The 15,668-nt window shown below is 67.2% G+C and carries 9 protein-coding genes and 1 tRNA gene; 2 read left to right on the forward strand and 8 right to left on the reverse strand.

The features are described 5' to 3' along the window. Window positions 1–223 precede the first annotated feature (223 nt). Window positions 224–300 (reverse strand) — tRNA-Arg (locus H0I76_RS16775). A gap of 51 nt (window positions 301–351) precedes the next feature. Continuing rightward, window positions 352–1,266 (reverse strand): DMT family transporter, encoded by a 915-nt coding sequence (locus tag H0I76_RS16780; RefSeq protein ID WP_200612543.1) that lies wholly within the window; start codon window positions 1,264–1,266, stop codon window positions 352–354. A 183-nt stretch (window positions 1,267–1,449) separates the two neighbouring features. Between H0I76_RS16780 and gatB the strand changes: the two genes are divergently transcribed. Beyond that, on the forward strand, window positions 1,450–2,934 hold the full coding sequence (gene gatB, locus H0I76_RS16785; protein WP_200612546.1) for an Asp-tRNA(Asn)/Glu-tRNA(Gln) amidotransferase subunit GatB: 1,485 nt from the start codon (window positions 1,450–1,452) through the stop codon (window positions 2,932–2,934). A gap of 15 nt (window positions 2,935–2,949) precedes the next feature. Here gatB and H0I76_RS16790 read toward each other — a convergent pair whose 3' ends face one another. After that, complete coding sequence (locus H0I76_RS16790; RefSeq protein ID WP_200612548.1) at window positions 2,950–4,899, reverse strand: GSCFA domain-containing protein; 1,950 nt, start codon at window positions 4,897–4,899, stop codon at window positions 2,950–2,952. A 412-nt stretch (window positions 4,900–5,311) separates the two neighbouring features. Between H0I76_RS16790 and H0I76_RS16795 the strand changes: the two genes are divergently transcribed. Further along, a complete protein-coding gene (locus H0I76_RS16795) occupies window positions 5,312–10,477 on the forward strand; it encodes a VCBS domain-containing protein (protein ID WP_200612550.1) in 5,166 nt (1,721 codons plus the stop codon). Window positions 10,478–10,508: 31 nt separating this feature from the next. Here the strand turns inward: H0I76_RS16795 and H0I76_RS16800 are convergent, their stop codons facing one another. The 5 genes from H0I76_RS16800 to fghA all read right to left on the reverse strand — a co-directional run bounded on the left by H0I76_RS16800 (window position 10,509) and on the right by fghA (window position 15,590). Further along, a complete protein-coding gene (locus H0I76_RS16800; protein WP_200612552.1) occupies window positions 10,509–11,069 on the reverse strand; it encodes a PQQ-dependent catabolism-associated CXXCW motif protein in 561 nt (186 codons plus the stop codon). Further along, window positions 11,066–11,923, reverse strand: coding sequence for a substrate-binding domain-containing protein (locus H0I76_RS16805; RefSeq protein ID WP_200612554.1), 858 nt, complete (start codon window positions 11,921–11,923; stop codon window positions 11,066–11,068). The genes H0I76_RS16800 and H0I76_RS16805 overlap by 4 nt, the downstream gene beginning before the upstream one ends. Continuing rightward, the gene (locus H0I76_RS16810; RefSeq protein ID WP_200612597.1) at window positions 11,904–12,428 is read right to left on the reverse strand and encodes a c-type cytochrome, methanol metabolism-related; all 525 of its coding nucleotides are present in this window, start codon (window positions 12,426–12,428) and stop codon (window positions 11,904–11,906) included. Before H0I76_RS16810 ends, H0I76_RS16805 begins: the two co-directional genes overlap by 20 nt. A 160-nt stretch (window positions 12,429–12,588) precedes the next feature. Then, entirely contained in the window at window positions 12,589–14,391 is a 1,803-nt protein-coding gene (locus H0I76_RS16815; RefSeq protein WP_325166473.1) for a methanol/ethanol family PQQ-dependent dehydrogenase, read from the reverse strand. A gap of 368 nt (window positions 14,392–14,759) precedes the next feature. Continuing rightward, complete coding sequence (gene fghA, locus H0I76_RS16820) at window positions 14,760–15,590, reverse strand: S-formylglutathione hydrolase (protein WP_200612603.1); 831 nt, start codon at window positions 15,588–15,590, stop codon at window positions 14,760–14,762. Window positions 15,591–15,668: the final 78 nt, after the last annotated feature.

Raw genomic sequence — 15,668 nt, forward strand, 5'->3', positions numbered from 1 at the left:
AACCACTGGCCGGGGAAGTGCAGGGCCGGGACCGAGACGGTCGCGACGTGCATGCCGCCGAAGGGCAGAGACTCGCCCCGATCGCGAGGCCGGCTTGCACGCAGCGCGATGAGGGCCCTGCACACCTCGGTACGAGTTTCCGCCTGAAAGTCGGGAGTCCCAGGTTCTGCGTTCCATCTTTTTCGACACATAACTAATTGATAAATAATATATTTTTGGAAGATGGCGACCCCGGCAGGACTCGAACCTGCAGCCGTCGGATTAGAAGTCCGGTGCTCTATCCAGTTGAGCTACGGGGCCGTGCGGACTGCATAGCGCCAAGGCTCGGGTGCGGCAATGCCGTGCTGCGGCTCAGGCTGCCCGGCGGCCGGCCGCCAGGCGCGCGAGCCGCCCGTCGATCGCCGCGAGGCCCGCGAGGATCAGCCCGAGACCGGCGAAATGCTGCGGCGCGAGGCGCTCGCCCAGCACCAGCCAGCCAAGCACGATCGCCGAGGGCGGAATCAGGAAGGTCACCAGCGAGATCGCCGTCGCGCCCGCCGCCGCCAGCACGCGGAAGAACAGCACATAGGCCAGCGCCGTCGACAGAAGCCCCAGCGCGACCACCGCAGCGATCGTCCCGGCATCGGGGGCGGGCAGCGCCCAGGGCCGGTCGATCAGCAGCGCCAGCGGCAGAAGGATCGCCGAGGACGCCGTGACCTGCCCCGCCGCGGTCGCCACCGGATCGACGCCGAGCCGTCGGAAACGCCGCCCGAAGACGCTGGCCAATCCATAGGAAAGCGCCGCGCCCAGGATCGCGAGCTGGCCCATCGTCGCCCCGCCGATGCCGCCCAGCGCCTCCCACCCGACCATCACCACGACGCCCGCGAAGCCCAGCGCGACGCCCGCGGCACGCAAGGGCGTAAGCCGCTCGTCCGCGGTCAGCGCGTTCGCGACCAGCACCGTGAAGATCGGCGTCATCGCGTTGAGGATCGAGGCGAGCCCGCCCGCGATCTGCGTCTGGCCAAAGGCGATCAGGCTGAAGGGGATGGCGTTGTTCAGAAGCCCCATGCCGAGGAACGAGGCCCAGACCGCGCCGCTCTTCGGCACCGCGCGCCGCCCCGCGAGGATGAAGAGCCACAGCGCCGCCGCCGCCAGCGCGACGCGCGCGGCGACAACCGTGAGAGGCGGCAGCGTCTTGACCGCGATCCCGACAAACAGGAACGAGCCGCCCCAGAGGATGGAAAGCGCCCCCAGAAGCAACCATTCTCGCCGTCCGATGCCCGTCACGCCCGACCCTCGCTTCGACCGCCACGCCCGATCGCGCGGCGCGGATGACCCTAGGGCGAGGCGCGCACCCGCGCAGCCCGATTCTTGCGGCGCGCGGCGCGCCCCGCCCTCCCTTGCGATTGGCGCCAGCGCGCCCTAAAACGCTCGCGCATTCCATCGCATCTGCGCGCGCCGAGGACATCCATGACCGAGCTTTCCTACCGCGAGCCCGAGCCGAAGATCATCGCAGGCGTCAAGGGCGACTGGGAGATCGTGATCGGCATGGAGGTCCATGCCCAGGTGCAGGCGAAGTCCAAGCTGTTCTCGGGCGCCTCGACCGAATTCGGGGCCGAGCCCAACAGCAATGTTAGCCTGGTGGACGCCGCCATGCCCGGCATGCTGCCCGTGATCAACGCCTTCTGCGTCGAGCAGGCGGTGCGCACCGGGCTGGGGCTGAAGGCGCAGATCAACCTGCGCTCGGTCTTCGACCGCAAGAACTACTTCTACCCGGACCTGCCGCAGGGCTACCAGATCAGCCAGTACAAGCATCCCGTGGTGGGCGAGGGCGAGGTGCTGGTCGACCTCGCGCCCGGCGTCGCGCGCAAGGTGCGGATCGAACGCATCCATCTCGAGCAGGACGCCGGCAAGTCGGTGCACGACATGGACCCCGAGATGTCCTTCGTCGATCTCAACCGCACCGGCTGCGCGCTGATGGAGATCGTCTCGATGCCCGACATCCGCGGGCCCGAGGAGGCGGCGGAATACGTCCGCAAGCTCAGGCAGATCATGCGCTATCTGGGCACCTGCGACGGCAACATGCAGGAAGGCAGCCTGCGCGCCGACGTCAACGTCTCGGTCCGGCCCGTGGGATCGACCGAGTTCGGTACGCGCTGCGAGATCAAGAACATGAACTCGATGCGCTTCATCCAGCAGGCCATCGACTACGAGGCGCGCCGCCAGATCGCCAACCTCGAGGATGGCGGCACCGTCGTGCAGGAGACGCGGCTCTACGACCCGAACAAGGGCGAGACGCGCTCGATGCGCTCGAAGGAGGAGGCGCACGACTACCGCTACTTCCCCGACCCCGACCTGCTGCCGCTCGAGATCGAGCAGGCGCTGGTCGACCGCGTGGCCGACAGCCTGCCCGAACTGCCGGACGACAAGAAGGCCCGGCTGGTCGGTGCCTACGGGATCACGGAATACGATGCCTCGGTGCTGGTGGCCGAGCGCGCGAACGCCGACTTTTTCGAGGAGGTCGCCCGGGGCCGCGACGGCAAGCAGGCGGCGAACTGGGTGATCAACGAACTGTTCGGCCGGCTGAACAAGGAAGGGCTCAGGATCTCGGAGAGCCCCGTCTCGGCCGCGCAGCTGGGCAGCATCATCGACCTGATCGGATCGGGCGACATCTCGGGCAAGATCGCCAAGGACCTGTTCGAGATCGTCTACACCGAGGGCGGCGACCCCGCCGGGATCGTCGAGGCGCGCGGCATGCGCCAGGTCACCGACACCGGCGCGATCGAGGCCGCGGTCGACGAGGTCATCGCCGCCAATGCCGACAAGGCCGAGCAGGCGCGGGCCAAGCCGTCGATGGCAGGCTGGTTCGTGGGCCAGGTCATGAAGGCCACCGGCGGCAAGGCCAACCCGCAGGCAGTGCAGGCACTGGTCAAGGCAAAGTTGGGCGTCGAGTGAGGCCGTGGACGCCGGTCAGGCGTCGCTGTCGAGGCGCTCCTCGTCGCAGATCACCTTGAACAGCGGGTCGACCGGCGGCTCGGCGTCTTCCGCGGGCTGCTCGGGCTCGCCGTAATACTGCACGAACAGGCGCATCGCATGCGCGACGCCATCCGGTGTCACGTTGCGCAGATCATCCTCGAAATAGGCCCCGCGGGTGAACTGGCCGGTAATCAGTTCGTAGGACGGGTAATAGGCGATGCCCGGCCGGGCGCGGCAGATCTGCTCGGCGGCCACGCGCAGCGCCGACTTGCTGTAGCAGGTCGAGGTGATGACGCTGCGCGGCTCGTAGGTCGCAACCAGCGGCACGGGCGAGACGGTGATCACCGCGCGCGATGACGGGTTCACCTCGCGCAGGCGGTCGAGGAAGCCCAGCATGTCGGCCTCGACCTCGGCGGCGGTGAAGTTGACGAAACGATAGCGCGCCGGATCCGGCGCCCCCGCCGCGACGCCGGGCGCCAGCGGGAAGACCGCGCCGTCGGCCGTCGCCTCCCACGCCTCGGTCAGCCCGAGGGTAAAGACGAAGACGTCGACATCGGCGAAGAGCGTGCGCACGGCGGCGAGATGGGCCGCGCGCGCCTCTTCCACCGCGTCCTCGGTGGCGAAGCCGTCGGGCTCGATCTGCGGCCTGAAGGGGTCGGCATAGCGCCCGTCCGGCCTCAGCCAAGCCCGGTCCGCCGGGTCGAAGCGCCCATGCGCGCGGTCGAACAGCTGAACCAGCTGTCGCGCGGTGTAGATGTTGCCGTATCTGGCCGAGAACACGCCGTAGTTCTTTTGCGCGGCCTCGGCGTCCGTGATCCCTTCGGGCGCCGCCTCGGGCACGAAGTAGTTGTAGCCGCTACGCTGCAGGGTGCGCGCGATGTGCTGCGCAAAGCAGCTGCCCGCGCTGCCCAGCCGGTCGGTGCGGGCGATGGTGAAGGGCGCGTCGACGACCGGGTCGATCGCGTCGAGCGGTGGCTCGCTCACTGCCTTGCGCCAGAACTGGTGCGGCGGCAACCCGACATAGGGATTGCGCACCCGCGTCCCGCGTCCCGCGGATTTCTTGCCGTGCCCCGCCTTTCCCCGCACGCCCGACGCGGCAAAGGCCGCCTCGCAGGCCTCGAGGTCGACACCCACCGGGGTCGCGTCGCGCGCCTTCGGCTGATCGTAGAGCTCGTAGCTCGCGGCGACGAGATCCTCGAGCCCGCCGAACCGCGCGCCCATGCGCTTGGGTCCGCGAAAGGCGAAGGCACCGGCCAGGCCCAGCCGCTCGGCGATCCCGGGATAGACGGACCAGACCGCGCCGTTCAGCAGCGGATCCTCGGCAAAGTCCTCGGGGGTCTCGATCCGGGGTTCGATCCCGAGCTTGTCGAGCAGGAGCCGTGCAACCGTTCCGATCACCCGGAATTTCGGGTGGTTGTAGGTGTGCATGAAGCAGCCGCCGCGCAGCCAGCCATCGACCTCGCCCTCGAGCGGCAGGTCGCAGCGCCGGCTGTCATCCGCAAGCTGCTGCCGGGCCTCATCGAACTTCGCGTAGTAGCCCAGCTTCTCGAACACGGCGTCACAGTAGAGATCGACCGCCTCGTCCCGGGAATAGCCCAGGCGGTGAGCGGCGTAGGCAATGGCGGAATGATAGGGACCGAACGCCGTCGAGAGCTGCTCGCCGCCCTTGATCAGATGCGCCATGTCGGGATGGAAGCCCCGGAAGAACACCGTCGGGTAGGTGACGACGCGCGAGGGGTCCGGCCTCGCTTGCGCGGGAAACTCGAAATTGCGCGCCGCGAGAACGAGATCCGCATCAAGCAGGCGCGACACGCCCTCGGCGTCGAGCCGTCCCAGGCGCTGCGGCATGCAGGCTTCCGCCTCGGCACCCCCGAGCATCACCTCCAGCGCACGGGCAAGCACGTCGGATTGGCAACTGCCGAAGACAGAAATCCGCATGGTCATTGGATCGCGCTCCCTCGCCCCGCCCGGCGGCTGGCCGCGGGCGCAGGGCCGCGCCCAGCGCGGGCCGCCCGTCCGCCGACGGCTTCTCGCGTCCGCAGCATGCCCGGCAGGCGATGCGTTGGCAACACGCCCCGCCCCCGCGGGTGAAGCGATTCTTCGGGACCAGCGCGGCGCGAGGCAGGCCCGGACGCCGCGACGCGTACCACGCCATGACCGAGGCTGCTCGCATGCGGAGAAGTATCCATCTCAAATCAGGAAAAACGAACGATTCCCCCGCTTAACTTGACACAAACCGGCAAAGAACAGCACACTAGAGCCAACTGAGAAACGTGTGAGACCTCAGCGTCTTTGTTCGAGGCATGTTTGTTCCGGCCGATTCTCGTCGAGCTTGCGGGCTGCGGGGGGAACGGCAATGCCGAAGCCGACGAAAACTGTTGAATTTGAGATCATCGGACTCAGCGACGAGAGCGATGAGATCGGCGGCGCGCCGGACGACGAGATCACATCACTCACTACCGGTTTCACGGTCGACGGGACGCTTGCCGACTCGGTCGATACGGTCATTTTCCTCGTCTCCCTCAGCGACGGGACGGTTGACGAAGTCGAGTTCGGCGACGCGGATCCGTCGACAACCCTTACGGACGAGGCCAGCGCCGCCGAGGATGACGGCGGCAGCTTTCAAAGTGTTGATAGCGACTGGCGATTCACGCTCGACAGTTCGGGCAACTGGACGCTCGAATACACCGGCGCCGACTTGCCGAGCGGCGTCGTCGAGATCGGCGCCCAGTACACCACGATCCATCCCCGTTCGGGCAAGGTCCAGATCAAGGACGCCATCGCCAAGTTCTTCACCATTGCCGCGCCGTCGTCGAACGCGCCTGTCGTCATCGATACCGCCGACGATGCGGGCGGCGTGGTCGATGATCCGGCGGCACAGGATTCGGACAGCATCACCGACACCGGCGCAATCGCGTTCTCGGACAGTGATCTGGGGAATGTCCACAGCGCCTCGGCGGTCTTCTCCTCGACCACGCATTCCGACCAGCTCGGCAGCCTCAGCGCCTCGGTGACGTCCCAGACGAACGACACGACCGGCGCGGGCGGTGTCGTGATCTGGGACTACGAGGTCACTGCCGATGCCCTGCGGTTCCTCGGCGCAGGCGAGCAGATCACCGAAGTCTACACGGTCGAGATCACCGACAACAACGGCTCGACCGTCAGCGTCGATGTGACCGTGACCCTCGACGGCACGAATGACGCACCGACGATCTCGGTCGCGAGTTCGACCCTGGCCGGCGGCGTATCCGAGCGCGCCGACGGCGCCGTCGACGAAGGAACCGCGACACTCGCGACCTCCGGGGCGATTGCCTTCGACGACGCCGATGGGAACGCCACCCATGGCGCGAGCTTCGTCGGCCAGGAACCCGGCTATCTCGGGACCTTCAGCCTCGCGTCAACACCCCTGGGGGGAACCTGGGGCTGGAGCTTCGAGATCGATGACGCGTTGCTGGAATCGCTGCCCGAGGGGCAGACCCTCACCCAGCGCTACGACGTCACCATCGACGACCGCAATGGCGGCACGGCGACCGAGACGGTGACGGTCACCCTGACCGGCGCGAACGACGCGGCCGTGATCGGGTCGCCCGGCGATCCGGGTAACGACGACGCGGTCACCGAGGACGAGACTGCGAGCACGCTGACCGCGACAGGCGTGCTGGCGATCTCGGATGCGGACACCGGCGAGGACACGTTCTCCACCACTGTCGCGCCCGTTGGTGCCCCGCTCGGCACGCTCGTGTTGGCAGCCGATGGCAGCTACACCTACTCGGTCGCGAACGCGGCGGTGCAGCATCTCGCCGACGGTGCGACCCATGTCGACCGGTTCACCGTCACCTCGGACGATGGAACCACCCGGGAGGTCGCCTTTACCGTCACCGGCACGAACGATGTCGCGGTGATCAGCGGGACCGACAGCGGCAGCGTCACCGAGGACACGAGCCTGAATACCGGCGGCGTGCTCTCTGTCTCGGACAGCGATGACGGCGAGGCGGCGCTTCAGGCGGTTAGCGATGTGGCCGGGAGCTATGGCAGCTTCACCGTCGCGGCGGACGGAACCTGGAGCTACGCGCTGAACAACGCCAACGCGGCCGTGCAGGCGCTGGACGCGGGCGACGCGCCGCTGACCGACAGCTTCGAGGTCACCTCGGCCGACGGCAGCGCCACGCATATGCTCACGGTCACGATCAACGGCGTGGACGAGGCCGAGCCACCGACCGATCCGGACCAGACCGTCCCGCTGGTGGGCACGCCGGACCTGCTCGCCATCAGCGACACGGGCACCTCGGATGGCGACGACATCACCGGCACGGCCATCGCCTCGTTCTCGGTGGCGCTGATCTCGGGCGTCGAGGCGGGGGATACCGTCACCCTGCAGATCGACGGCAGCGATGTCGCAAGCCATGTCGTCGACGCAACCGACATCGCCAACGGCGCGGTCACCTTCAGCGGGGTCGACCTTGGCGCGCCGGGTGCGAAATCGGTGCGCGCGGCCGTCTCCGACGGATCGGGCAACACCTCGGTCTCGGGCGCGCTGGTCGCGACCCTCGACGCGGCCGCGGCGGGGGGCTCCACGCTCGACCTTCTGGCCGGTTCCGACAGCGGCCTTTCGGACTCGGACAACCTCACCAACGTGACCCTCCCGGTGCTGCGGGTCTACTTCGATGCGGGCGTGGCGGCTGGCGAGTATCTCGGCTTCTACATCAACGGGACCGAGGACACGCTGATCCACATCCTCGAGCAGTCGGACATCGACCAGGGCTATGTCGATCTCCAGATTGGCACCTCGCTGGCGGATGGCGTCCATTCGATCGAGGCACGGATCGGGACGGTCAACGCGCTCTACGCGATGTTCGGCATCATCATCTGGGAAAGCTACGACACGACCTCGAACCTCGCGATCGAGATCGACACCACCGCCCCTGATCCGGTGACGATCGTGCAGGCGCTGGCAGGCGGCTTGCCGATCGATTACGCCGCGACGACCGACGACACGACGCCCGAGTTCACCGGCACCGCGGCACCCGGCACTACCGTGACCTTGCGTCAAGGCACCACCGTCTACGGCGCGACCACGGCGGATGCGTCGGGCAACTGGTCGATCACCCCCGACGCGCCCCTGCCGGACAAGCTCTACTACTTCTTCGCCGAAACCTCGGACGAGGCAGGCAATATCGCGCGCGACAATTTCCTGCTGCGCGTCGACGCGGTCGCCGACCCGGCCCCGCCACCGCCGCAGGACGAGCCCAGCCTGGACGACATGTGGCACCTTGCGGCGCTGGGTGGCGTGCAGGCGGACTGGACCGACTTCTCGGCCATCGAGTCGGTTTGGGCCGATTACAGCGGCGCCAATGTCTCCTACGGCATCTTCGACGACGGGGTCGAGTACGACCATGTCGACCTCGACGACAACTACGACTGGGACAAGCACCTCCTGATCAACGGCGAGCCGCTCGACGCCTATCCGGCGGTTTCAACCGCGGGTGTGCATGGCACCGCCGTCTCGGGCGTCATCGCCGCCGAAGCGAATGGCGAGGGCACGGTTGGCATCGCGTATGGCGCGACCCTGACCGGCGTGAACATCTTCAGCGGGCCGGCCTACGTGAACGACGCCGGCACCGACGCCGGCCACGGCTTCTACCAGGCAATCGACCAGCAGTTCCGGTTCGACATCGTGAACCACAGCTGGGGCGGCGCGCCGATCTTCCTCGACGACGATCCCAGCGTGGTCGGCAGCAATGTCGGCCCCGCCACGGTCGCGGGCTTCGAGAAGGCGGTCGAAACAGGTCGCGGGGGCCTCGGCACGCTGATCTTCAAGTCTGCCGGCAACTGGGCCGACAATGCGAACGGCAATGTCTCCGACGCCAGCCGCTACTCGATCACGGTTGCCGCCTTCGACAGCGATGGCGATGTGTCGTTCTATTCGAACCGCGGATCGAACGTGCTGATCTCGGCCCCGTCCAGCGGCTACACCTCGATCGGCAACCTGCGGGTGCCGACCACCGACCGCCAGGGGCTCAACGGCTATGTCTCGGGTGACTGGTCCACCTCGGGGCCCGGCGGCTTTGGCGGAACGTCGTCCGCGTCGCCCACGGCGGCGGGTGTCGCGGGACTGATGCTCGAAGCCAATCCGGACCTTGGCTGGCGCGACGTGCAGGACATTCTTGCGTACTCCGCCAGCCATATCGGCAGCCCCGTGGGCGTGGACGACACGACAATCGAGATCGTGCCCGTCGACCTCGACAACAATGGCTCCTACGAGACCACGGCAGCCCGGCGGATCGAGTATTTCGCGAAAGTCTGGAACGGCGCCGACAACTGGAACGGCGGCGGGCTGCATTACTCGAACGACTACGGCTTCGGCGCGATCAACGTGCATGACGCGGTGCGCATGGCCGAGGTCTGGCACCTCTTCGGGCCGGCGCAGACCTCTGCGAACGAGGGCGAGATCACGCACAGCTTCGCCAATGCCGACCCGGCCACGTCGCCGCTGCTTTCGGTCAGCGGCGACGGTTCGACGATGACCACGACCTTCACCGTCTCGGGCGCGTCGATGGAACTCGACACCGTCGACATCCGCATCACGCTGGCGGCGATGCTGCTGCAGGAAGCCGAGCTGACCATCACCTCGCCCTCGGGCACCGAGGTGACGCTGACCCGGCCCGACATCGCCGACTACATGCCGGTGTTCACCGCCTTCGGCACGCCCACCACCAACGTGCTGGCCTGGACCTACGGCGCCCATGCCTTCAAGGGCGAGGACCCCAACGGTGTCTGGACGGTGACCCTGACCGAGCGCGACGTGACCTACGACGTCGACAACTTCGGGCAGGAGCTCGACGGCATCGCCCTGCGCGACATCGCCTTCACCTTCTACGGCACGATCGACGGGGCCGACGGCATCTCGCTCGCGGACGATGTCTACCATTACACCGACGAGGTGTTCGACGTGCTCGCCGCGACCTTGTCGCGCGACGTCATCAGCGATGCCTCGGGCACCGATTGGCTCGACATGGCAGCGATGACCCATGACCTCGTGGTCGACCTTGCCGCCGGCACGGCCAGCTCGCTGAGCGCGGGGACCTTCATCGCCGCGGGCGCCGAGGCCATCGAGAACGTGGTCGCGGGCGACGGCGACGACACGCTGATCGGCACGGCCGGCGACAACCAGCTGATCGGCATGCGGGGCAGCGACACGCTGAACGGCGGCGGCGGCACCGACAGCCTTACCGGCGGCGTGGGCTCGGATCTTTTCGTGTTCGAGACGGGATTTGGCACGGTGACGGTCACGGACTTCATCGGCGACCTCTTCGCCGCACCCGGCGAGGCCGACCTGCTCGACTTCTCGGGTGTGACCGAACTTGCCAGTTATTCCGACTTCACCTCGTCGCTGTTCGTCAACGCGGAGGGCGTGGTATACGACCACGACGCGGACGGGATCGACACCGTGCTGTTCGCGGGCCTGGGCTCGACGGCCGACATATCGGAGGACGACGTCCTCGGCAACTGGGCGCTGGTCTGAGCCGATCCCTATAGCGGCGCCCCGCGGGTGGTCACGGTTCGGCCGGGACCACCTCCTCCAGCGGATGCGCGTCGAAGGCCCAGCCGTCGGTCCCGTCGGGATACCAGGAAACGGCCCGATACCCGTACTCGCGGATCGCGCGCTTGGCCGCGTTCCACGACATCCAGCACTCGGCGAGGCAGAAGAACACCAGCGGGCGGGCCTTGTCCCCACCGGTCGCCCGATCGAGCCCGGCGCGGAAGTAAGTATCGGTCTCTGGCGCGAGCCCGCCATAACCGACATTCGGCAACCAGATCGTGCCCGGGATCGACATCCTCGGCTTGTCGCGCCAGATCGTGCCGGCGGGCAGGTTCGCCGGCTTCGGCGCGCGCGGCAGCACGTCGATGAACACCGCCTCGCCCGCGCGCCACAGCGCGAAGGCGGCCTCGGTATCGAGCACCGTGCCGCCCTCGAGTGTCGCCGGCACCGGCGCGCGGAACTGGTCCTCTCGATAGCCTTCGGGTTCGGGCACCACGTCGCCCGCACGGGCCACAGCCGCCAGCATGGCAATCGCGAGCCACGTCGCGAGGGCGCGCGCGGGCCCCGCGATCATTGCTTGACCGCCTTGCCCATGTCGTCGACCAGAGGGACCCCGTACTCCGCCAGGATCGCATCGATCTCGGCCTGGTTGCGGCGGATCAGGCTGTTGAGCTTGCGCTTCCAGACCAGCTCGCCCGGCCGCACACCCATGGTGATGCGATAGAAGAGCCGAGGCGCGCCCTCCTCGTGCAACAGCGGTGTGACGACAAGGGCCGGCTCGGCGCGATCCGCGAGATAGCCGGCGATCGGTCCCCAGGCGACGGCCGCATCGATCTCGCCGGCCCGGAGCGCCGCGATCATGGCCTCGTTGGGCGAGTCGAACCGGCGGTCCACCATCAGGTCGTAGGGCCTCGCATGCCCCAACAGCCCCAGCCGGCTCATGTGGCTGGTCGGCGGTGTTCCCGCGATCACGCCGATACGCCGCCCCTGCAGCCGCGCGTCCGCCAGCGTGGTCACGTCGGCGAGGTCGCTATCGGGCCGCGTCAGCAGCACATAGGCCGAGGTATAGTAGTGATTGGTGTTGAGCACCATCTCGTCGCCCTGCGCGTAGCCGATCACCACGTCGCAGTGCCCGTCATAGAGCGTGCGGCGGATGAAGCCCGTGGCCTGCGGAAACCACGTATAGGTGACGGGCAGGCTCAGTTCGCGGCCAAGCAGATCGGCGATCCGGTTCTCGAACCCCTCACCCTCCTTGTTCGAGAAGGGAAGATTGGCGGGGTCCGAGCAAACCCGCAGTTGCGTCGCGGACACCAGATCCGCCGTTTGGGCGCGGGCGCCACCCGCGGCGAGCGCCACCGCGAGCAGCGCGAGTGCGACGAGGCCGCCCGTGACGCGGCCCCTCCGGCGCTCAGTTGCCCATGCAGGCATTCTCGAACTCCCGCGCCGTCTCCGGCTTGGAGGCCTTCTTCGGCGGCCGCCCGCGCGGGATGGCGCCCGATCCATGGGCCTTGAGATAGATGTAGATGTCGTCGAGGTAGCACATCACGTTCGGGTTGGTGCCGAAGGCCGGCATCACCGACTGCTGCGAGGCGCCGACCTTCGTGCGGCCATTCGTTACGACATCGATGAAATCGTAATAATCCATGTCGACCGCCGACTTCTTCAGTGCGGGCGCATAGGTCGACCCCTCGCCATCCGGGCCGTGACAGACGTGGCATTCGGCATGGTAGCGGCGGAAGCCCGAGAAGGTGTACCAGTCGACGGTGCCGTCGGCCTCGATCTTGAAGGTCGGCACATCGTCGGCGGTGAAGAACTTGCCGTCATCCTCGCTCACGGCCGTCAGGTTGTCCTGCGCCGGTGCAGGTGAGGCAAGCGCGACCGCGGCGGCGCAGAAGACCGCGAGCCCAAGCGCGCGGGGCGTTACGTTGTTCATGCCTTGTCGTTCCTTTGGTTCCTGGCGGCCGCAGGCCCGCCGGGCTCCGGCCCGTTCGAACCTGCGGCATGCCGGCAAAAACGGGCCCGGCGCCGGTCATCAGACCATCGTGGCACCGGGCCCTGCCTGTCTGGCGCTTTTACGCGCCTTGCTTCTCGTCTCAGTTCGGCAGCGCGAAGACCGTGAGCTGCCCACCAAGCGCCGTGTAGTTGTTCAGACCGGCATAGCCGCCGACTGCGCCAAGCCCGTCATTGGGGTTGGTGAGCCCCGCGGCGAGACCGATGCCGGCCCAGCCGCCGATGCCCGACAGCACCGCGACATACTGCCTGCCGTCGTGGCTGTAGGTCATCACGTTGCCGATGATCCCCGACGGGGTCTTGAACTTGTAGAGTTCCTGACCCGAGCGCGCGTCGACGGCCTTGAGGAAGCCCTCGAGCGTGCCGTAGAAGACCACGTCACCCGCGGTGGCCAGGGCGCCCGACCAGACCGAGAACTTCTCGGGCAGCGACCAGACGATCTCGCCTTCCGTTGCATCCCAGGCGATGAAGTTGCCCATGCCGCCATGGCTGCTCGGCGCGGGATACATCGACAGCGTCGCACCGACATAGGGCTGGCCAGCGGTGTAGCTCACGCGGAACGGCTCGTAGTCCATGCAGACATGGTTGGTCGGCACGTAGAACAGCCCGGTCCGCGGCGAGAAGGCCGCCGGCTGCTGGTCCTTCGAGCCAAGCGCCGCCGGGCAGACGCCCGTGGTGTTGACGTCCTCGCCATTCTGCTCGGTCGAGTACTGCGCCACGACAGCCGGACGGCCATAGTTCGCCGAGTTCTTGTCCATGTCGACGCCGGTCGTCCAGTTGACCGCCGGGTCATACTTCTCGGCCACCAGAAGCTCGCCGCTCTCGCGGTCGAGCGTGTAGCCAAGCCCGTTACGGTCGAAGTGCACGAGGAGCTTGCGCATCGCGCCGCCCATCTCCTGATCGACGAGGATCATCTCGTTGATGCCGTCAAAGTCCCACTCGTCATGGGGCGTCATCTGGTAGGCCCACTTCGCCATCCCGTCATCGGGGTCGCGCGCGAAGATGGTCATCGACCAGCGGTTGTCGCCCGGGCGCTGCGTCGGGTTCCAGGTCGATGGGTTACCGGTGCCATAGTAGAAGAGATCGAGATCGGGATCATAGGAGTACCAGCCCCAGGTGGTCCCGCCGCCGATCTGCCACTGGTCGCCTTCCCAAGTCGCGGTGCCCGAGTCCTTGCCCACCGGCTTGCCCAGATGGGTGGTCTTCTCCGGGTCCATCAGCGTGTCGCTGTCAGGGCCCATCGAATAGGCGCGCCATTCCTGCTCGCCGGTGTTTATGTTGTAGGCGGTGACATGGCCGCGGACGCCGAACTCGCCGCCCGAGATACCGACGATGATCTTGTCCTTCACGGGAAGGACCGTCGCGGTGTTGGTTTCGCCCTTCGACGGGTCTCCGTTCACCGCGGACCACACCACCTCGCCGGTGTTGGCGTTGAGCGCCACCACGGTGGTGTCTGCCTGGTGCAGGAACACCTTGCCCTCGGCATAGGCCAGGCCGCGGTTGACCGTGTCGCAACACATGACGGGGATGACGTCCGGATCCTGCTTCGGCTCGTACTTCCACTTGATCGCGCCGTTGTTGTTCAGGTCGAGCGCGTAGACGATGTTGGGGAAGGGCGTATGCACGAACATCGTGTCGCCGATCACCAGGGGCGAGCCCTCGTGGCCGCGCAGGACGCCCGTCGAGAAGGTCCAGGCAACCTGCAGGTCGCCGACATTGCCGCGATTGATCTGGTCAAGGTTCGAATAGCGCGTGTTCGCGTAGTCGCCCGTCTGTATGGCCCAGCCGTTCGGATTCTTGGTGAGGGACTTCACGCTCTCATTGGCGAGCGCTTGGCCCGCCATTGCCGTCGCAACCGCCGCTGTGAAAGCCAGCATGCGCTTCATCTTCATTCCTCCCTTTTAACCTTCTTGCAGGCGGCTCCGCCGCCCGGGATCCGGATGTCCCAACCCGCTGCCGGACGACGGCAGAGACGCTCTAATACGCGCGTTCGGCTTCAGGACCTGAAAACGCGAACCAGTGTAGACTGGAAATTGCTGATTCCGGGTACGCAAGTTTATTTTTGTTTCGGATGCTGCTCCCGGACGGCAGCTTTCGTCAAGCCGAACAGCGGTCTTTGGCGGATCGCATTCCATCAGGCGGGAACGGGAGCACGGAATTTTGTCCGCTCCGGCTTGATTCGCGGACGCGCACCCTTCCACGGGTCAGTTACGGCAAAGGTCACGTGCAACGGCGGCCGCGCGCGCGGCGCGGCTTATACCCCCAACCGCTCGGCGTGCCAGGCGATATGATCGCCGCCGAAGGTCTCGACGAAGAAATAGCTGTGGTCGTAGCCCGGCTGCATCCGGAACACCGAAGGCGTGCGCGTCGCGGCCAGCGCCGCGGCCAGCGATTCCGGCTTGAGCAGGTCGATGAACTGGTCCGAGGCCCCCTGATCGATCAGCAGGTCCGAGTGCCAGCCGCGCTCGGCCAGCAGCAGGCAGGCATCGTGCCCCTTCCAGCCCTCGCGATCCTCGCCCAGATAGGCGGCCAACTGCTTGCGGCCCCAGTCCGAGGTGCTGGGATGCGCGATCGGCGCGAAGGCCGAAACCGAGCGGAACCGGTCCGGGTTGCGCATCGCGATCGTCAGTGCGCCATGACCGCCCATCGAGTGGCCGGTGACGCCCTGGCGCTCCATGTCGATCGCGAAGTTGGCGCCGACCAGTCCCGGCAGCTCCTCGACGACGTAGTCGTACATCCGGAAATGCGGTGCCCAGGGCGCCTCGGTCGCGTTGACATAGAAGCCTGCGCCCTGGCCGAGGTCGTAGGCGTCGTCATCCGCGACGCCCTCGCCGCGCGGGCTGGTGTCGGGATAGATCACGGCAACGCCATGCAGCGCGGCATGGCCCTGCAGCGCGGCCTTGGTCATCGCGTTCTCATGCGTGCACGTCAGGCCCGAGAGGTACCAGACCACCGGCACACGGCCCTGCTGCGCCTGGGGCGGCAGGTAGACGGCGAAGGTCATGTCACAGGCGCAGGCCTCCGAACGGTGGCGGTAGACGCCCTGCACGCCGCCATGGCTGGCATTTTCCGAAACGGTTTCCATCGCGTGTGCCTCCTGTTGCGTCGTGCGATCGCGCGGCCTGCCCGCGCGGTCTGCTTGAGGTTCAGTACGAGTATTCGC

The organism is Thermohalobaculum xanthum, assembly GCF_016623495.1.
Lineage (GTDB): Bacteria > Pseudomonadota > Alphaproteobacteria > Rhodobacterales > Rhodobacteraceae > Thermohalobaculum > Thermohalobaculum xanthum.

Coding starts and splice junctions, on each gene's coding strand:
- gatB (WP_200612546.1), top strand. CDS start 1,450: ATGACCGAGCTTTCCTACCGCGAGCCCGAGCCGAAGATCATCGCAGGC.
- H0I76_RS16790 (WP_200612548.1), bottom strand. CDS start 4,899: ATGACCATGCGGATTTCTGTCTTCGGCAGTTGCCAATCCGACGTGCTT.
- H0I76_RS16795 (WP_200612550.1), top strand. CDS start 5,312: ATGCCGAAGCCGACGAAAACTGTTGAATTTGAGATCATCGGACTCAGC.
- H0I76_RS16800 (WP_200612552.1), bottom strand. CDS start 11,069: ATGATCGCGGGGCCCGCGCGCGCCCTCGCGACGTGGCTCGCGATTGCC.
- H0I76_RS16805 (WP_200612554.1), bottom strand. CDS start 11,923: ATGCCTGCATGGGCAACTGAGCGCCGGAGGGGCCGCGTCACGGGCGGC.
- H0I76_RS16810 (WP_200612597.1), bottom strand. CDS start 12,428: ATGAACAACGTAACGCCCCGCGCGCTTGGGCTCGCGGTCTTCTGCGCC.
- H0I76_RS16815 (WP_325166473.1), bottom strand. CDS start 14,391: ATGAAGCGCATGCTGGCTTTCACAGCGGCGGTTGCGACGGCAATGGCG.
- fghA (WP_200612603.1), bottom strand. CDS start 15,590: ATGGAAACCGTTTCGGAAAATGCCAGCCATGGCGGCGTGCAGGGCGTC.